Source organism: Roseobacter sp. N2S (genome assembly GCF_031454055.1).
In the GTDB taxonomy this organism is placed as follows: domain Bacteria; phylum Pseudomonadota; class Alphaproteobacteria; order Rhodobacterales; family Rhodobacteraceae; genus Amylibacter.
The window spans coordinates 646810-665313 of record NZ_JAVDQB010000001.1; the positions used below are offsets into that span (position 1 = coordinate 646810).

Here is an 18504-nt window from a genome sequence, read left to right on the forward strand (position 1 = left end):
GCTTATTTACGGTTTTTGTCAGGGATAGGGCCCTTCGAAGAACCACAGGGCCCGACCAGTGGTGCAGCAATCTTTCCATTCTGTGCAGCGGTGAATTGCGCAAACACACAGGCTCTGTCATTCTTAACCCAGTTTCATTTTTTTTCGGAGTTGGGTTATGGCATTTGGCAAAGCAATTGGGTTCGGATTAGCGGTTTTTGTCGCTGCATGGGCTGTAACCCCCCCCGTTAACGCGCAAACCCAGAAGCAGGTGATTCCCGAACGCCGCATTGAACTGTCTGAAAAAACGGATTTTTATGGCTCTGATATTCGTAATGTTTTTGACGTAACTTTTGACGATTGCGTTGCAGTATGTCTGGCCGACAAGGCCTGCCGCGCCTTTACCTATAACACCAAATCCTCTGCGTGTTTCCCGAAATCAGCCATTGGGGAACGTTCCGCTTTTGACGGGGCCACCTCGGTTGAGGTTTTTGATGTGCCGGCAACAGATCTGGAATACGCCCGCGCCCAAGCCGCCAAACTGGATTTTCTGCCCGAGGGGTTTTTAACCAACGCACGAAAGATCGCCGCGCGCAATGGCGCGTGGTATCCCACGAATGGCTGGACCTATGACCTGCTGCGCGAGGAAGCGCGCAAAGTCGAATCGGACAATCGTAAAATACGCGCTATAGAGCTGACATTAGCCGCGTTGAATGATTCTGATCGGGCCGAGGGTTGGATCGAAGCAGCGCGATTGGCCAATGACGCCAAGCCAAACACCAACGACGGCCGCAAACTGATCCGCGACATCAACACCGCTGCGGCGATCAACGGATTTTTGCGTGCCCGTTCAACAGCCGAGCAGGTGAACGCGCTACAGGAACTCGCGCGCGGATTAGAGGCGACCAAGAATGGCCGCCTGATGATCCCTACCCTGCGGTTGGCACAGGACATTACCCCGCGCAAAGACAGTGAGGATGCGTTGGACCGCGCGATAAATCTGTATGGTTTTCGTATTACGGACCACCGCGTTGATCACAATGCAGCCGTGCCCCGTGTCTGCGCTGAATTCACCGAAGAGCTTGCGAAAGGCACCGTGGAATACAGCGATTTCATTCGTTCTGACATCAACGGTCTGGTGGCCGAGGCGGAGGGGCGTCAATTGTGTATTGAGGGTATGAACCACGGTGAAACCCATCGCATTTCCTTTCGCCAAGGCCTGCCTGCGGCCAGCGGAGAGAGCCTTGCCAAAACCATAGACCTCGAAGTTTACATCCAGGATCGCGATCCCGCGGCGCGGTTTGCGGGCCGCAGCTATTTACTGCCCCAACGGGACGGCGCGACGGTGCCTTTGATCACGGTGAACTTGGATCAAGTGGATGTGAAAATCTACCGCGTTGGTGATCGTAACCTGTTGCGCAGCCTGCAAGAGGGGTTGTTTTCCAAGCCAATTTCCCGCTGGGACTTGGATTTTGTGTCAAATGACCTGGGTCAAGAGGTTTGGACCGGCACTGCAGATGTGTCCCGAGAGTTGAACCGCGAGGTCACAACGGCCCTGCCCATAGGCGATGCGTTAACCAAATTTGACGCCGGTGTTTATGCAATGACTGCGCGGGTTCCCGGCAAAGAACAGGACGAAGACACCGTCGCGACACAGTGGTTTATCGTGTCTGACATCGGGATCGCGTCCATGACGGGCAACGATGGACTGCATGTTTTTGCAAAATCCCTCCGCTCGGCTGGCGCGATTGACGGGGCTAAGGTGCGCTTGATTAGCAAATCCAATGAGGTTCTGGCAGAAGAGACAACAGATTCCCAAGGCCATGTGATGTTTTCCAGAGGTTTGGCGCTGGGCACTGGTGGCGCGTCCGCTGCTTTGGTGACGGTGGAAACGGCTGCGGGGGATTATGCGTTTCTGGATCAGGCGGCTGCGGAATATGACCTGTCTGATCGTGGCGTGGAAGGCCGCGATGCGCCGCCACCCATAGATGTATTTTTGGCTACGGATCGGGGGGCGTATCGCCCCGGAGAGGTGATCCACACCACGCTTTTGGCACGCGATCATAAAGTTGACGCGCTTCAAGGAGTGCCGATGACGATGGATCTGATCCGTCCGGACGGCGTGCGATATGCCCGCCAACTTGCGCAGGCGACAGGGGCTGGCGGGGCTGTAACCTCGTTTGATCTACCGCCAAATGCGGCGCGGGGGACGTGGAAACTGCGGGTCTATGCGGATCGCGATGCGCCCGCATTACTGGAACGGCGCCTGCTGGTTGAAGATTTTGTGCCAGAGATAATCGACTTTGATCTGGCACTGGATGATGGTCCTTTCAAAGTAACAGACAGGCCTGAATTGAACATTGATGCCCGCTATTTGTTCGGCGCGGTGGGCGCAAATCTGGCCATTGAAGGAGAGGTCAAACTGGCAGCGGCCCGCGAATTGGCAGGTTATCCGGATTTTGTTTTTGGCGCGGCGGACGATGTGTTCAGCACCCGCTATGAAACCATTTCAAATGCAGGCCAGACCGGGGCGGATGGCACTAAGGTGTTGAATCTGAACATGCCTTTTGTGGATGACGTGTCAAAGCCGCTGGAAATGACCGCCGTGATCCGTCTGCGCGATGGATCTGGCCGACCCGTGGAACGGCGCGTGTCTGCGCCGGTTTCGCCGGGGCGTGCTATGATCGGGATCAAGGCGATGTTCGATGGAAATCTTGCTGAAGGGTCAGAGGCAGGGTTCCAGATCATCGCGGTGGGCGCGGATGGGGCGCGTATTGCCATGCGGGATGTGCGTTGGGAAATCAACCGCCTGCACACTCGCTATCAGTGGTATCAGCAATACGGCAGTTGGAATTATGAACCCACCACGCGGCGTGAGCGGATTGCGGCTGGCAACGGGGAGATTGGGGCGCAAGCGGCGTTGAAGGTGGCCTCGGCTGTAGAATGGGGAGAATATGAACTGAAGCTGACCCATAAAGCCGTGCCTTTTGCCGCCAGCAGTCTGCGGTTCAATGCGGGGTGGTACGCCAGCGGCAACGGGGATGACACGCCAGACCTGCTGGACGTTGCGATGGATCAGGGCAGCTATGCGGTTGGCGATGCGGCCAAGCTGCGGATCAATGCGCGGTTTGACGGGGTGGCACAGGTCTCGGTTTTGTCGGATCGGTTAATTGAAACCCGATCGGTTCCGGTAAGCCAAGGCGCGAATGAAGTGTCGTTCGAGGTCACCGCTGATTGGGGGGCGGGGGCTTATGTCACGGCTTCGGTGTTGCGGCCGATGGATGGCGGGCAAAATCCGTCCCGCGCGCTGGGACTGGCGTTTGCCAAGGTTGATCCGGCTGAAAAACTGCTCAAGGCAGATTTTGTAAGCGAGTCCGAGGCGTCGCCGCGTGCTCCGCTGGATGTATCGCTGCAGATCGACGGGCTGGCGGCAGGGCAGACCGGATATGTCACCATCGCTGCTGTGGATGTGGGCGTTTTGAACCTGACGGGGTTCCAAACGCCGTCGCCCGATGATCATTATTTCGGTCAACGCAAACTGGGCGTGGAATTACGCGATGTTTATGGACGTTTGATCGACGGATCGGGTGCGGCCGGGCGTTTGCGCTCGGGCGGGGACAGTCAGGCGCAGGCAGGGATGCAAGGCCCACCGCCTGCCGAAGAGGTGTTGGCGCAATTTTCAGGTGTCTTGACGGCTGATAGAGATGGCATGGTGCATCACAGCTTTGACATGCCCGATTTTAACGGCACCGTGCGTTTGATGGCTGTGGTCTGGTCAGACACGGGTGTTGGCCATGCGGAACAAGACGTTCTGGTGCGTGATCCGGTGGTTTTGGCGGCTCATGCGCCACGTTTTTTGACGCCGGGTGACGAAAGTCGGGTGCGGCTGGAATTGACCCATGCCTTTGGTCCTACGGGTGATTTTGCGGTGACTTTATCCAGTACTCTGGGGCTGTCCCTTGGGGATGAAGGGACGCAGACAGTCGTGCTGGATCAAGGCGGGCGGGTTGTTCTGACCCTGCCGATCTTCGCAGATTCTGTGGGAACGCCACGGTTCGAGGTGTTGGTGAAAACCCCCGATGGTAAGGAACTGAGCAAGTCGATCAATGTTCCTGTACAATGGAACGATCCGGAAATTTCCCGTCAAACCCGTGTTACCCTGAACGCTGGGAACGCGCTAACGCTAGATGCAAATACGCTGGCGGGGCTGCATGAAGGTACGGTCCACGCCACGCTGGCGGTGGGGCCGCTGGCACGGTTCGATGCGCCTGGGTTGCTGACTGCGCTCAATCGCTACCCCTACGGCTGCACCGAACAGGTGACCAGCAAGGCGATGCCGTTGTTGTATTTCGATCAACTGTCCGAAGCATTGGGTTTGGGCGAAAAACAGCAGGTGAAAAAGCGTATTGATCAGGCAATTGCCCGTGTGTTGAGCAATCAGAGCAGTAACGGGGCGTTTGGTCTGTGGTATCCGGAATCAGGCGATCTATGGCTTGATAGTTATGTGTCTGATTTCCTAAGTCGTGCGCGGGCGCAGGGATATGATGTGCCTGATTTTGCCTTCGAACAGGCGCTTAGCAATCTGCGCAATCGGGTGAACTATGCAGCCGATTTCGAAAAAGGTGGCGAGGATGTGGCCTATGCGCTGATGGTTCTGGCCCGCGAGGGCTATGCCGCCATTGGCGATCTGCGCTATTATGCGGACACGCGATCAGGAGCGTTCGCCACCGCGCTGGCACAGGCGCAGCTTGGCACGGCGCTGGCCTCTTACGGCGATCAAAGCCGTGCGGACCGCATGTTCCGCCTTGCGGGGGCGCGGCTTGAAGCGGGCGAAGCCTCACAAAGCTGGCGGTCTGACTATGGGACGGGCCTGCGCGACCGTGCGGCGGTTCTTTCCCTTGCTGTGGATGCCGGTAGTGATGCCGTGGACCGCGTGGCATTGGCCGAACAAGTCAGCCGCGCCCCAGTGTCGCGACGGTCAACTCAGGAAAATATGTGGTCCTTGATGGCGGTTAAAGCATTGCTACAAAATGGCGGTGCTGACGGGATTACCCTGAATGGCGCCCCAATGGCAGCCCCGCTGGTGCGCAGTCTGGAAGAATCGGATTTGCGCGGGGGCACCACGGTGACAAACGGCGGAGCACAAGACACAATCGCGGTGGTATCGGTGTTTGGCGTGCCGTCTGAACCGGAACCTGCAGGGGGCAACGGCTATAGCATCGAGCGGATGTATTTCACCCCCGAAGGCGTGCCCGTGACACTGGAACAAGTGGCGCAGAACGCGCGGGTTGTGGCGGTGCTGAAGGTCACGCCTTTGCGCGATCAACAAGCCCGTTTGATGGTGAATGATCCGCTGCCTGCGGGATTGGAAATCGACAATCCCAACCTGATTTCAGGGGGTGATATCAAGGCGCTCGACTGGTTGGATTTGAACGCGAATGTGCAATCCAGTGAATTCCGCACGGATCGGTTTCTTGCGGCGGTGAATTGGTCGGGGCGCACGCCATTCCAACTGGCCTATATGGTGCGCGCCGTGTCGCCGGGGTCATTCCATCATCCCGCTGCCGTGGTCGAAGACATGTACCGTCCCGATTTCCGCGCCCGCACTGATGTGGGTCGCGTTGTGGTGACAGGCCCATAAATGCGCCGGCGTTTTGCCACTGTTGGGCTGGGCCTGATCGCAGCGGTTTTCGTTGCGCAATACGGTCTGCGGGATTGGGTGGCGCGCACAGTTCTGCCCGATCTTACCCCCGAAACCTCGGTGGTGGTAGAGGCGAACGACGGCCAGTTACTGCGCGCCTTTACCGTGGCAGACGGGCGCTGGCGGCTGCCTGTTGAGGTTTCCGAAGTCTCGCGTGCGTATCTGTCCCAGTTGATCGCCTTCGAAGACAAACGGTTTTACAGCCACAAAGGCGTAGATGGACTGGCGGCTCTTCGTGCGGTCGGGCAGGCGATTTGGAACGGCGGCGTGGTGTCTGGCGGGTCCACTCTGACCATGCAGGTGGCGCGCCTGCTGGAAGACAGCGGCACGGGATCATGGGGCGGCAAGCTGCGTCAGGTCCGCGTGGCTTGGGCCTTGGAACAGGTTGCCAGCAAAGACGAAATCCTGCGGCTGTATCTGCAATTAGCCCCATTTGGCGGGAACCTCGAAGGGGTGCGGGCCGCGTCGTTAAGTTATTTTCGCAAGGAACCTGCACGGCTGACCGATGCAGAATCCGCGCTGCTGGTGGCATTGCCCCAATCCCCCGAGGGGCGCCGCCCTGACCGTCATTTCAAACGGGCCAGCGCTGCGCGGGATCGTGTCTTGGCACGCGGGGTGAAGGCAGGTGTCTTATCGGCAGAGGCAGCTGTAGCGGCGCAGCGGGAAACCGTTCCATCGCGAAAGTATCCATTTGAATTCCTAGCCCCCCATCTGGCAGAACGTGTGGTGGCAGAAAACCCCCAAGCCCTGCGCCATCGGTTGACGCTGGATCGCGCGCTACAGGCCAAAGCCGAGGCTTTGTTGCGTGCTCATGTGCGTGGCAAACATGCGGCTTTGTCGGGGGCGGTCATGGTAATGGATCATCAGACTGGGGCGGTTCTGGCCTCTGTCGGGTCGCCTGATTATCTGGATGCGGGCCGGCAGGGATTTGTGGATATGACCCGCGCCCTACGCTCGCCCGGATCAACCTTGAAACCGCTGATTTACGGGTTGGCATTTGATGCGGGGAAAGCCCATCCGGAAACCGTGATTGATGATCGGCCCATCCGGTTTGGCAGTTATGCACCGCAGAATTTTGACAACCAGTTTCGCGGGCAGGTGCGGGTGCGCGAAGCCTTGCAAATGTCCTTGAACATTCCCGCTGTCAGCCTGCTGGATGCCGTCGGTCCCAGCGTTCTGATGGCCCGTATGCGCCGTGCGGGGGCTGATCCGGTGTTGCCGAATGAACGTCCTGCCGGGCTGGCCATCGGGCTTGGAGGGCTCGGGCTGCGCCTACAGGATTTGATGGTCATTTACGCCAGTATCGCGCGGGGCGGGCAGGCGATCCCGCTGGTTTGGCGGGCTGATGTGGCGGAAGAACCCGCCTCCCGTCCCCCTGTTCTAAGCCCTGTGGCAGCTTGGTATGTCGGTGACATGCTTTCGGATGTGCCCGCGCCCCCGACTGCGCCGCAACACGCTGTGGCGTATAAAACCGGCACGTCTTATGGGCATCGGGATGTTTGGGCAATTGGTTTTGACGGGCGACACACGGTCGGTGTTTGGATGGGGCGTGCGGACGGGGCGGCTATGCCCGGGCAATTGGGGGTCGGTCTGGCCGCGCCTTTGTTGTTTGACCTGTTCGCCGCAATTAAGCCTGCGCTTGACCCACTGCCTGCTCCGCCTGATGCAGCTTTGACCGTCAGTACGGATCAGCTGCCCGCGAGTTTGCAGCAGTTTCGCAGGCCAGGTGTGCTGGACGGACGGGATAAGCCTGAAATCACTTTCCCACCCGATGGTGCGCATATTGCGCTGGGGGGAGATCCCGTTTTAGTGGCTAAAGTAGATCGCGGTGTGCCGCCGTTTACATGGCTGGCCAATGGGGTGCCGGTTGAAGTAGGCAGCTTTGAACGGCAGGTAGAGTTGGATACCAAAGGCACGGGGCATTTGGCCTTGTCGGTGATTGATGCAACCGGTGTGTCACAAGCAGTGCGGGTGTTTATCGAGTGATTGGCGCAGTGGCTTTCGGGGCGCTGCCCCGGACCCCGGGATATTTATAAACAAAAAGAATCTGGCGTGTGGGTCGATCTGTTGGGCTGTTTTGCGCGACTTAGTGGGGCGCGAAACGGTCTGGGTGAAAGGCAGAGAGCAGGGGGTCACGTTGCCCTGTGGTGATTTCTGTTGTGACCAGTTCGCCCACGGCAGGGGCCAAAGTTGCACCAGAGTGCATGACCGTAAGGTAGAGGCCTTTTGTCGGGCTGCCGATGATGGGGAAGCCGTCTTTGGGGGTGGGACGCAGGCCGAGTGTGTGGTGGCTGAATTCCAGCGGGTGTTCGGATTTTAGGGTGTTTTTCAATCGTTCGAACAGGATTTCGGAGCCTTTGATCGGGTCGTCGTTAACTGCCCCGCCACCGAAATCTCCGCCTGCTGAAATGCTGCCGTCTGGCCATTGGGCCATGTGCAAATCCTCGGTTAGGATGGTGCGGGTGATCAGGCGTGGGGCGGGCTTTGTGTGGATCAACAAGCCTGCAGGGGCGGTGAGCGGCACGTCGAGATTTGCCGTTGCAGCAAGGGTTGCGGTTTCAGTGCCAGCGGCCAAGAGCGTGATATCGGCTGTGAGTGGGCCTTGATCGGTGTTTGCGCCAATGATGGCGTCACCCTTGCGGATGAGTGAGGTTGCGTGGGGTTTTATGAATTCTGCGCCAGTCTTTATCGCTTGGGTACGGAAGAATTTGGCGGCGTGGTGGGGGGCGACATGACCTTCGATATCACAGAGCAGGCCGCGTTCTGGAAGGGCCGCGAGGTTTGGTTCCAGACTTTGCAATTCCGCAGTGTCGGCCCATTGGAACGGGTAGCCCCAAGTGCTGTGCTCGGCGAAAACGGTGTCTAGGGGGATGCCGTAAAAGCTGGTGTAAAGTGTGCCGTTGCGGGTGTAGGGCAGGTCTGGGTGGGCGGCTTTGATGGCGTCCCAGCGGGTCATGGAAAACAGGCGCAGGTCGTAATAAAAGCGCGGGTTTTCATAGGTGGCGTTGGTCCAGCCCAAAGACACTGCACTGGCCGTTCCGCCTGTGTCTGACGGGTCGATCAGGGTGACCTTGCACCCTGCATTCGCCAGCCGCCATGCGAGTATGGAACCGATGATGCCCGCGCCGATGATCAGAATTTTCTGTGCCATTGTATTTGCCTTTTTGCCCAAGGGATGGGTGGCATGGATGGCGCTGAGGTGCAAATTATTTGTGGAGTTTGGGGCGCGGGCCGTGACCTGTTTTCAGCAAGTCTCGTTCGTAAGGGTCTGGCAGAAACTGTGCATAAAACGGATACGTTCGGCGGCGATTTCGCGGGCTTTAGGGGTGCACAGGGTTTGTGCGATGGGGAAGAGCTTGGTCTGGAAGTGATCAAGCGCGTAGGTGGATTCGTCAAGCGGGCGGTCGGTGGCCATAGGGTCCGTGGGATGAAACAGAGTGCGGCCCAACTGGCCAGATACAGCAAAGCAGCGGGCGATGCCGATAGCGCCAAGCGCGTCGAGCCGGTCGGCGTCTTGGAGCACTTGTGCTTCGAGGGATTCAGGCCGGATTTTGGCCGAAAAGCTGTGGGCGTGGATCGCGTGATGCACCTGTGGGATCAGCGCGTGGGGGTAGCGGGTGGTTTTCAGGAATTCAATGGCATAATTGGCCGATAGCAATGATGCTTCGGCCCGTTTGGGCGAAGATTTCGGCGGGTTTATGATGTCATGCAGCAAGGCGGCAGGGTGCAACACTTTGAGGTTTGCACCTTCGGCCGCAGCGATGGTCTGGCAGGATTGCCAAACCCGCTGGACATGGGGCAGGTCATGGGCGCTGTCCGTCTGCCCCGCCCAGACGCGGCGCAATTCGGACAGGTATAGCGTATCGGTGGCCGTGGCCACGGTTATACGATCCCGGCCACGATGGCGCGCAGGGTTTCGAGACCTTCGCCCTTGGCAGAGCTGGTTTGCACCAGTTCGGGGTAGGCCGCGGGGTATTTGCGGATTTCTGTAATGGTGCGTTCGGTCACTTTGGCCAGATCATCAGATTTCAATTTGTCGCATTTGGTCATAACAACCTGAAAGGTGACGGCTGATTTGGACAGCATTTCCATGATTTCCACATCGACCTTTTTGGGGCCGTGACGGGCATCAATCAGCAAAAACACACGGCGCAGGGACGGGCGGCCTGACAGGTAGGCTTTTAGCAGGCGTTGCCATTTTTCCACCACTGGCAGCGGCGCATTGGCATAACCATAGCCAGGAACATCGACCAGATAGTGATCTTCGCCCATGGTGAAGAAGTTGATTTCCTGTGTGCGCCCAGGGGTGTTTGACGTCCGTGCCAGTGCCTTGCGGCCTGTCAACGCGTTGATCAGAGAGGATTTCCCGACGTTGGAGCGGCCTGCAAAGCAAACCTCGATGCGGTCGGAGTCGGGCAGGCCGGACATGGCCACCACACCTTTCAGGAAATCGGTATTACCCGCGAACAGCAGACGGCCTTTTTCAAGCGCGTCGTGATCCGGTGTTTCGGCCAGTGTGAATTGCATGTCCATTACAGGAGTTCCAGCTTATCGCCGAGTTTTACGTCGCCGGTTTCTATGACTTCACCGTAGACGCCGAAGTCTTTGTGACCCCAACCCTCGGTTAGAATGTTTAACGTGTCCAGATCGCGCGCGCCTGTGTCGGGGTTTGCGGTGGTGGCCGGGCAACGTGTGATGCGTTCGCGGATTATCAGGCGGGCGGTGCCGATTTGGGCTTCGCGGCCGATCCAGTCAAATTCGGCCCAAGGGTCCAATCCGTCGATCCAGATATTGCCGCGCCAGCGCAGGGGGGAAACCTCTTGCCCTGCTTTATCGCTTAGCGCGCGCAATGAGGCGTGTGAGTTGATCGCGATTGACGGAAACGGCGTATCGGTCATGCCCCTATCTGGTGCGCGCACTACGCGATCTGATGCGGCGCGGTCTGCGGGCATGATCGGTTTTGTCCAAGCCACCAGTTCGGCGGCTTGGTCAGGGATGTCGGGGTTGATCGTCAGGGTCGGAAGATCAGGATGGGTGAAGGTCAGGGTATTGGCCTGTTCATCCATCCTGACGCTGATCGCCATCAGACTTGGGGCTTTGGCCCCGCGAGAGAAGTTCACGCAATGGGCCCACTCTGGGGCCGCATCGTCAAACTTGCTCATCTCGTGGGCTACGGCCCAGACGCGATCCCATGGCATGGTTTTGCCAGCCGTCAGCGTAACCTCGGACAGAGCTTCGCGTCCGTGGGCTTTCACGGGGTGGCGATAAAGCTCTGTGACCGTGATCATTTTTCCACTGCTTTCTTGCGTTTAAGGCGGCCGCCTAGGATGTTGCCAAAGATATCGGGTTTAACCCCCTGAATCCGCATGATGGAATATTGCTGGATAAAGGTGATCGTGTTGTTGGCAACCCAGTATACCACCAGACCACTGGCAAAGCGGCCCAGCATGAACATGAATACCCAAGGCATCCACGCGAAAATCTGCGCTTGTGTTTTGTCTGTTGGGGCTGGGTTCAGCTTTTGTTGCAGCCACATGGTGATGCCCATCAGGATCGGGAACACCCCGATAGAGAGGATCGCCAGAAACGAAGTTGCATCTGGTGCAGGCCAAGGCAACAGGCCAAACAGGTTCAAAAGCGAGGTCGGGTCTGGTGCGGAAAGGTCTTTGATCCAGCCAAAGAACGGCGCGTGGCGCAATTCGATCGTCACAAAGATAACCTTATACAGCGAAAAGAAGATCGGGATCTGCAAGAGGATCGGCAAACACCCAGCGGCAGGGTTCACTTTTTTCTCTTTGTAGAGCTTCATCATTTCCTGCTGCATTTTCTGGCGGTCGTCGCCTGCACGCTCTTTCAGCTTTTCCATTTCCGGCTGTAGTTCTTTCATCCGCGCCATAGAGGAGTAGGATTTATAAGCCAGCGGGAACAGGATGGCCTTGATGATAAAGGTCAGGCCGATGATGGACCAACCCATGTTGCCGATTTGGGCGTTCAGCCAGTGCAGTACGCGGAAGATCGGTTTGGTCAGGAAAAAGAACAGGCCCCAGTCGATGGAATCAACGAATTGTTTGACGCCATTATCGTTTTGGTAATGGCTGATCGTGGCCCATTCTTTGGCCCCTGCAAACATGGATGACGTGGCCTCGGCTGTGGTGCCCGGAGCAACGGTCATAGTGGGTTGGCGCATATCTGTTTGGTAAACGTCATTGGCTGGTGTGTATTTCGCAACCGATGTGAAAGGCGAACCGGGTGTCGGGACCAGTGTGGTCATCCAGTATTTATCGGTAAAGCCGATCCAGCCGTCATGTTCGACTTTGATCTTATCCACATTGCCGCCTTCAGAAGGATCGGCCTCTTGATCGGGCATGTCGTCATAGTCTATTTCTTGAATCTCGCCGTCAGAGGCGCGAACCACGCCTTCGTGCAGGATGTAAAAGCCGATGGTGTCCGGCTCGCCTTCACGGGCAACGATGCCGTAGGGTTGAACCTTAATCGGCTCGGCTGTGGTGTTTTCAACAGTTTGAGTGATCGAGAACATATAGTTTTCGTCGATCCCGATGGTGCGATGAAAGATCAGACCCTTGCCGTTGTCCCATTTCAGGGTGACGGGGGTGGATTCTGTCAGAACCTCGCCTGATTCGACCTGCCACGGTGTATTAGCACCAGGAACATCAGCAAAATCCAGACCGCCTGCGGGGGCCCAACCATAAAGCGCATAGTATGCTTTGGGGCCACCTGCGGGGGATAGCAGGGTCTCTTTTACCGACGGGTCGTTTAGTTTCACGTTATACTTCAAAAGACGCAAATCATCGAACCTGCCGCCAACCAGTGACAGCGATCCTTCGACCTGAGCGGTCTTGATCTGGACGCGGGCTGTCTTGCCAAGCGCCACGGCGCGGCTGTCAGCGGGTTGTCCGTCAACCGTCGGAACCGCGGTGCCACCCTCTGCCGAGGGGGTGATCGCAACACCCTGCGCGGTTGTTTGCGTCGCCGTTGGCGCTGGGGGAACGGGGTCTTGCGGTGGGAAAAGAGCGAACCACCCAAGGATCACAAGCATACTAAGCCCGGTTGCAAGGATAAGATTCTTGTTTTGATCGTCCATGATCTGCCTTGAAAACGTTTGGAAATGTGTGAGGCGGTTCAATAGAAACGAGGGGCAAAGGTCAAGGGATAAGGGCCGGATTGATGCTTTTGGGCGCAGGGGTGGTTTGGCTTTGGTGTCACTTGGGGCTGCTTGTGCAGATTAATGTGGTGACAGAAGAACAGGTTAGGCCTGATTTCGGGGTGGTCGGGCTGTGATTTGCCGATGTCCGTGTAAAGTCAAGTTTTGGTGAAACGGTTCAGCTTATAGGGTTAAACAGGGCGCCGGGATTCGCAGGTGTGAAACGAATAGCACTCCCCGAAACAACGCATCTTAGGTTTCAGGTTAGACCGATGTGCGGGCCGCCAGTTTTTCGCGGGTCTCTTTGGTCTTCAGCGCCCCTGCCTCGGCGAAAATCCGTTCCAGTTCAACGCTGTCCATGGTTTTTTCCATATGGATTTTAGTGACAAAGGAAATGTTGCGTTCCGGTTCGGGCGGCGCGATGCGCAACACGGCAAGCGGGCCTTTGAATTCAGTGTCTTGAAAGGCGATTTCCGGAATCAGCGTCGCACCATAGCCCGCCGCAGCCAGTCCTGCCAGTGTTTGCAGGCTGCTGGCTCCGATCTGGTTCAGGGTCTCTTGGGTTGCATATTGGCAGAAACTTTTGGCCTGATCGCGCAGGCAATGGCCCTCGGACAGCAATAACAGCTTTAGCGGCGCTATATCGCTAAGCGCAATCTGGCAGTCTTTCAGACCCAGCGCATCGGCCTGTTTTGCCTGTATGGCCAGTAGGAAACGATCGGCAAACAGGTCGGTTTGTTGCAATTTATCCGATTGCACCTCGGTGGCGATGACACAGGCGTCCAGTTTGCCTTGGTCCAACTCGTCCAGCAGCTCATCTGTCGTGCCCTCGCGGATTTGCAGATCGAGTTGGGGCAAACGGCTTTGGATCAACGGAATGGCAGCGGGCAAAAGATAAGGCGCGACTGTGGGAATGACCCCAAGGGCAAAAGGGCCTTCAACCCCGCGCCGCAATTGTGCGCTGTCTTCAAGTGCCTGCACATCGGCCAGAATACGATTGGCACGATCCAGAATACGGTTGCCATAGGGGGTTGGGCGAAACGGGCGGGTGGTGCGGTCAATCAACGGCGCTTGCAGGATATCTTCGAGTTCTTGAATCTTAACCGATAAAGCGGGCTGCGAGACATTGGCCGCGTCCGCAGCGTGGCCGAAATGGCCGTGCTGGCACAGGGCGCGGAAATAGCTGAGGTGGCGAAGCGATATTTTCATAAGCCCCAGTTATCAAAAAGCTGGAGCTTTGCAAATTTGGATTATGACAGGATCGGTGGCTGGTCGCTGTCAGTGTTGTGCCCGGTACTTTGGGTTCCGTCGGTGCCGTCACGCATCAGGCCAGCGAAATCAAACAGTTTCGGGTCCAGCAAATGGCTTGGCCTTGCGTTCATCAGGCTGCGGAACATTACTTGGCGGCGGCCGGGGCTGTTCTTTTCCCAACCGTCCAGAATTTGTTTCACCTGCTGGCGCTGTAAGCCGTCCTGTGATCCGCACAGATCACACGGGATTATCGGGTAATTCATCGCGCTGGAAAACTTCTCGCAATCGGCCTCTGCTACAAAAGCCAGCGGGCGATAGACGAACAAATCGCCTTCCTCGTTCAACAGTTTGGGGGGCATGGTGGCCAACCGCCCGCCGTGGAACAGGTTCATCATAAAGGTTTCAAGAATATCGTCGCGGTGATGGCCCAGCACAATCGCAGTACAACCTTCTTCGCGGGCCACGCGGTACAGATTGCCGCGACGCAGGCGCGAACACATGGCGCAATAGGTGCGGCCTGCGGGAACCTTGTCTTTCACGATGGAATAGGTGTCTTGATATTCAATCCGGTTCGGCACGCCCATCTTTTCCAGAAATTCCGGCAAAACGGTGGCAGGAAAGTTCGGCTGCCCCTGATCCAGATTACAGGCGAGAATTTCTACAGGCAGCAACCCGCGCCATTGCAGTTCTGTCAGCGCGGCGAGCAGCGTGTAGCTGTCTTTGCCCCCCGACAGACAGACCAGCCATTTCGCGCCCCGTTCAACCATGCCGTATTGCTCTACGGCCTCACGGGTTTGGCGGATGATCCGTTTGCGCAGCTTTTTGTACTCGGTGGTCGAGGGTGCGCCGTAAAACAGGGGGTGAATGTCTGTGGGTGTGTCTAGCATGAGGCTGAGATAGCCAAAGCCGATATGAAAAACAAGCAGTGATCCAATAAGCTGGACGATCCGTATCACATACATAAGTCCCACCAAAGGGGCGGTGAAAGAAGAAAGCAGTGAAATGCCAAAGGTTCTGATTGGCCTGCGTGGATGGGTCCAAAAAATGTTGCGGTCCTATCAGGAGTCCGAAGAGCGGATGTTACCATAGTAGGGGGTATCCGGTTTCGGCTTTGGGGATCTGCGATAGGGCCTTGGCGGCAACGTCAGGGCCCGTTTCTTTGGGCGCTGTAACTATTCCGGCAAAACGTGCAAAAAATCACCGTTCGAATATAAAAACTCGCTAGGCTGATCCTTTTAAGGGGACGGTTATGTCAGACGTATCGGCTTTGGATATGAAGGTGCGCAAAGCCGTGTTAGAGGCTGATAAAGCCCTGCGCGCGCTGGCCAAAGAGGTTTCGCCCACCGCGTTCAACATCAAACTGGATAAGCTGGACAAAGGTAAAATTCTGGCCGCACGCAAGAAGGTTACAGCGTTTATGGGGAAATATACCCCGTTAACCCAACTGCAAGGGTCTGCTGTTTATGACAAACTGAACGCGCAAAGTCAGGCCTATGTGGACTGGATGGACGGGGTGATGGGCCGCTTGTTAAAGCTGGTTGTCGATCTGGATAAATCCGCGAAACTGGCGGGCAAAGACCCTGAAAAGAACCTTAAAATTCTGGTGGACACTTCCGTGCGCCAGTTCAAGAAGATGCGCAAGGCACCCCAGGGCGTGGGGACTTTGGTGAAGGAAATTCAAAAGGATTTCGGGCCGGATTCCCACGGGTTTACAGGTGTCTCGATCCTGCCCGCGCTAATCATGTTGTTCCTGATCTATGAAACAATCGCCACATGGTTCAAGCAGCGGCCCAAGCTGAAAGACTAAGGCCGCTGGCGGTTTTTGATTAGGCCGCGATGATATTGTGTTCGGGTCCGTAGGGGAATTTGGTAATATTTTCAGCACTATCTGCGCCAACCACCAGAATGTCATGCTCGCGGTAGCCCCCAGCGCCCGCCATGCCTTCGGGGATGGTTAACATGGGTTCCATAGACACAACCATGCCCTCGGTCAGAACTGTGTCGATGTCTTCGCGCAACTCAAGCCCCGCCTCGCGCCCATAATAATGAGACAAGACGCCAAAAGAATGGCCATAGCCAAACGATCGGTATTGCAGCAGGTCGCGGGCGGCGAACAGCTCGTTTATTTCGGCGCAAATGCCAGAACAAGTGGCGCCCGGTTTGATCAGGGACAGGCCCAGTTCATGGGCGTCCACATTGGCCTGCCACAGCTTTAGGGATGCGGCGTCCGGTTCCCCGATGAACAGGGTGCGTTCTAGCGCGGTGTAATAGGCGCTGATCATCGGGAAGGTGTTCAGGGACAGAATATCCCCCTTTTCCAGCTTGCGTGTGGTCACAGGATTATGCGCCCCGTCGGTGTTCAGGCCGGATTGAAACCAGACCCAACTGTCACGGATTTCAGAGTGCGGGAAGGCCCTTGCGATTTCCAGTTCCATCGCATCCCGCCCTGCCATGGCGATTTCGATTTCCGAGGCACCCAGTTTGATCGCGTCGCGAATAGCATAGCCTCCATGGTCGGCCACCCGTGCGCCTTCGCGGATCAGGGCAATTTCAGCGGGGGATTTGATCATCCGCTGCTGCATAGATGCGGGCGCGATGTCGGCCATGTGATCCACTTCAAAAAACGCGCGTAGCTTTTCCAATTGGGCCAGCGTCAGGTGATCACCTTCAATGCCGATGTGTGTGGCCCCCGCAGCACAGGTTTTCACCGCCCGCCAGTAATTATCCCGTTTCCAGTCGGTATAGACCAGATTTTCACAGGCCGAGCGCCGCGCAGGTTGGCCGCCGTCAATATTGGCCGAAACGGTGGTGGCGCGGTCTTGGGTGACGACACAGGCATAGGGGCGGCCAAACGAGCAATAGAGAAAACCCGAATAATAGGCGATTCCATGCATCGAGGTCAGGATCACCGCATCGAGGTTTTGCGCGGCCATAATGGCACGCAGCCCTGCAAGGCGGGCGTCATATTCCGATTGGGCAAACGGCAGCGGGGCCTTATCGCCATTGGCAAAGGTAAAGTGTTCGGGGCGGAGGATTGGGGAATGTTGGTTCATTAAGGTCTCCTTTGACAGGAGCCTGATTTGAACCCCTGCAACATGTTCCGGCGTTCAGAACAGGTTTGAGAAGCACACGCAGGTGTGTGAGGCGACGCCATCGCCCTTATCAGGGTCTTAGCAAAGCGGCATGGAAATGCAAAAGGAATTTTAGGGGCTGGGTTAGTCGGGCACGTTGTCGATACCAGATCCCCCCAGGGGGTGGCAGCGCGCAATGCGCCACGCGGCTAGCCAACTGCCTTTGATACCGCCGTGTTTTTCAAGGGCTTCCAGTGCATAGGCGGAACAGGTGGGTTGAAAGCGGCAGCCGTGGCCGACGTAAGACGAGAATGTCTTGCGGTAGGCGTGAACGGGCAGGGACAGGACGAAGGCAAGTGGGGTCATCTGCGGGAAATAGCACGCGGGGTGGTGTGCGACCAGTGTGTGTCAGGCTGGGGGTGGTGGTTGGATTGGATATTTGGACCAAAAAGAGCGGGTGGGGCGGAAAATCTGGGAGAACGTTGAATAAGGGGCGGCGTTATGGGGATACTTTGGTCAGGGCCCATCGCAGATCGCTAGTCATTTGGGTGAATTCGCGGGTGGCGGTCACGTCTTTGCGCCCGATCAGCACATAGTCCCATCCGGGTTGACCGTGGTCCGGCAGCGCAAGGCGTGCGATTTCGCGCAAGCGGCGCTTGGCGCGGTTGCGGGCCACCGCATTGCCAACTTTTTTGGAACAGGTGAACCCCACGTGAATAGTCGGGTCATCGTCGTGGCGATTCCGAGCCTGAAGCAGAAACGCTTTAGTGCCCTGACGCCGCTTATTGTTGCAGGCAAGGAACTGTTTGCGTGTCTTCATGTTTTGGACGGGTTTGGACACCGCGCAAACGGAAACCGCCGGTGGCGTTGCACCGGCAACCATTGGGGTGCCCTGTGTCGCCTCCGGCGGGTTCAAAACTGAAAACCGAAAGTCTTATGCAGACAGGTCTTTACGACCCTGTGCCCGACGACGGTTCAGAATCTTGCGGCCTGCTTTAGTGGCCATGCGCGAACGGAAGCCGTGGCGGCGTTTGCGAACGAGGTTGCTCGGCTGGAAAGTACGTTTCATTTCGGTTCTCCTGATCGGGTAGCCCAAATCCGGAAGATTCGAGGGCCAGTCTATTCGAGAGTTGGCTTCTAGGGGCTGCGGTTGGGTAAGTCAATTCGCTAGAGTCGAAAAAATCTGCAATAATTCGCGGCATTCGGCGCGACCCTGTTCGTCTTTATAAAGAATACTATCGAACAGGTCCAGAAACCTGAAACAATTGTTAACGCGCGATCAACCACCCGTGAGTGGGGTATCTTTGCGCAGGCGGTTCCCTCAAATAGGGCGCAGGATG

Annotated in this window: 14 protein-coding genes; 3 read left to right on the top strand and 11 right to left on the bottom strand. The window is 57.0% G+C overall.

All coding sequences use genetic code 11. From position 1 onward, the window contains the following. Positions 1-157 precede the first annotated feature (157 nt). Both GGE09_RS03125 and pbpC read left to right on the top strand, forming a co-directional pair. Positions 158-5620, top strand: coding sequence for an alpha-2-macroglobulin family protein (locus GGE09_RS03125; protein WP_309743777.1), 5463 nt, complete (start codon positions 158-160; stop codon positions 5618-5620). Then, on the top strand, positions 5621-7666 hold the full coding sequence (pbpC, locus tag GGE09_RS03130) for a penicillin-binding protein 1C (RefSeq protein ID WP_309743779.1): 2046 nt from the start codon (positions 5621-5623) through the stop codon (positions 7664-7666). It begins immediately after the preceding gene. A gap of 100 nt (positions 7667-7766) precedes the next feature. Here pbpC and GGE09_RS03135 read toward each other — a convergent pair whose 3' ends face one another. From GGE09_RS03135 to ttcA, 7 genes are all read right to left on the bottom strand, one after another. Continuing rightward, positions 7767-8831, bottom strand: coding sequence for an FAD-dependent oxidoreductase (locus GGE09_RS03135; protein WP_309743781.1), 1065 nt, complete (start codon positions 8829-8831; stop codon positions 7767-7769). A 93-nt stretch (positions 8832-8924) separates the two neighbouring features. After that, entirely contained in the window at positions 8925-9560 is a 636-nt protein-coding gene (locus GGE09_RS03140; protein ID WP_309743783.1) for an HD domain-containing protein, read from the bottom strand. Positions 9561-9562: 2 nt separating this feature from the next. Continuing rightward, on the bottom strand, positions 9563-10213 hold the full coding sequence (gene yihA, locus GGE09_RS03145; protein WP_309743785.1) for a ribosome biogenesis GTP-binding protein YihA/YsxC: 651 nt from the start codon (positions 10211-10213) through the stop codon (positions 9563-9565). Then, on the bottom strand, positions 10213-10968 hold the full coding sequence (locus tag GGE09_RS03150; protein ID WP_309743787.1) for an MOSC domain-containing protein: 756 nt from the start codon (positions 10966-10968) through the stop codon (positions 10213-10215). Before GGE09_RS03150 ends, yihA begins: the two co-directional genes overlap by 1 nt. Next, the gene (yidC, locus tag GGE09_RS03155; protein ID WP_309743789.1) at positions 10965-12782 is read right to left on the bottom strand and encodes a membrane protein insertase YidC; all 1818 of its coding nucleotides are present in this window, start codon (positions 12780-12782) and stop codon (positions 10965-10967) included. The genes GGE09_RS03150 and yidC overlap by 4 nt, the downstream gene beginning before the upstream one ends. Before the next feature lie 324 nt (positions 12783-13106). Further along, positions 13107-14051, bottom strand: a complete 945-nt coding sequence (locus GGE09_RS03160; protein WP_309743791.1) for a LysR substrate-binding domain-containing protein — start codon at positions 14049-14051, stop codon at positions 13107-13109. Positions 14052-14092: 41 nt separating this feature from the next. Then, entirely contained in the window at positions 14093-14980 is an 888-nt protein-coding gene (gene ttcA, locus GGE09_RS03165; protein WP_309744813.1) for a tRNA 2-thiocytidine(32) synthetase TtcA, read from the bottom strand. A 362-nt stretch (positions 14981-15342) separates the two neighbouring features. On the opposite strand from ttcA, the gene GGE09_RS03170 reads away from it, so the two are divergent. Then, complete coding sequence (locus GGE09_RS03170) at positions 15343-15900, top strand: hypothetical protein (protein WP_309743793.1); 558 nt, start codon at positions 15343-15345, stop codon at positions 15898-15900. 19 nt (positions 15901-15919) lie between these two features. On the opposite strand, the gene GGE09_RS03175 is transcribed toward GGE09_RS03170, so the two are convergent. The 4 genes from GGE09_RS03175 to rpmH form a co-directional block, all read right to left on the bottom strand. Continuing rightward, a complete protein-coding gene (locus tag GGE09_RS03175; protein ID WP_309743795.1) occupies positions 15920-17146 on the bottom strand; it encodes an aminopeptidase P family protein in 1227 nt (408 codons plus the stop codon). Between the two features lie 162 nt (positions 17147-17308). Beyond that, on the bottom strand, positions 17309-17530 hold the full coding sequence (yidD, locus tag GGE09_RS03180; RefSeq protein WP_309743797.1) for a membrane protein insertion efficiency factor YidD: 222 nt from the start codon (positions 17528-17530) through the stop codon (positions 17309-17311). Positions 17531-17663: 133 nt separating this feature from the next. After that, positions 17664-18080, bottom strand: a complete 417-nt coding sequence (gene rnpA, locus GGE09_RS03185) for a ribonuclease P protein component (protein WP_405048521.1) — start codon at positions 18078-18080, stop codon at positions 17664-17666. A gap of 18 nt (positions 18081-18098) precedes the next feature. Further along, complete coding sequence (rpmH, locus tag GGE09_RS03190; protein ID WP_309743802.1) at positions 18099-18233, bottom strand: 50S ribosomal protein L34; 135 nt, start codon at positions 18231-18233, stop codon at positions 18099-18101. Between the last annotated feature and the right edge of the window lie 271 nt (positions 18234-18504).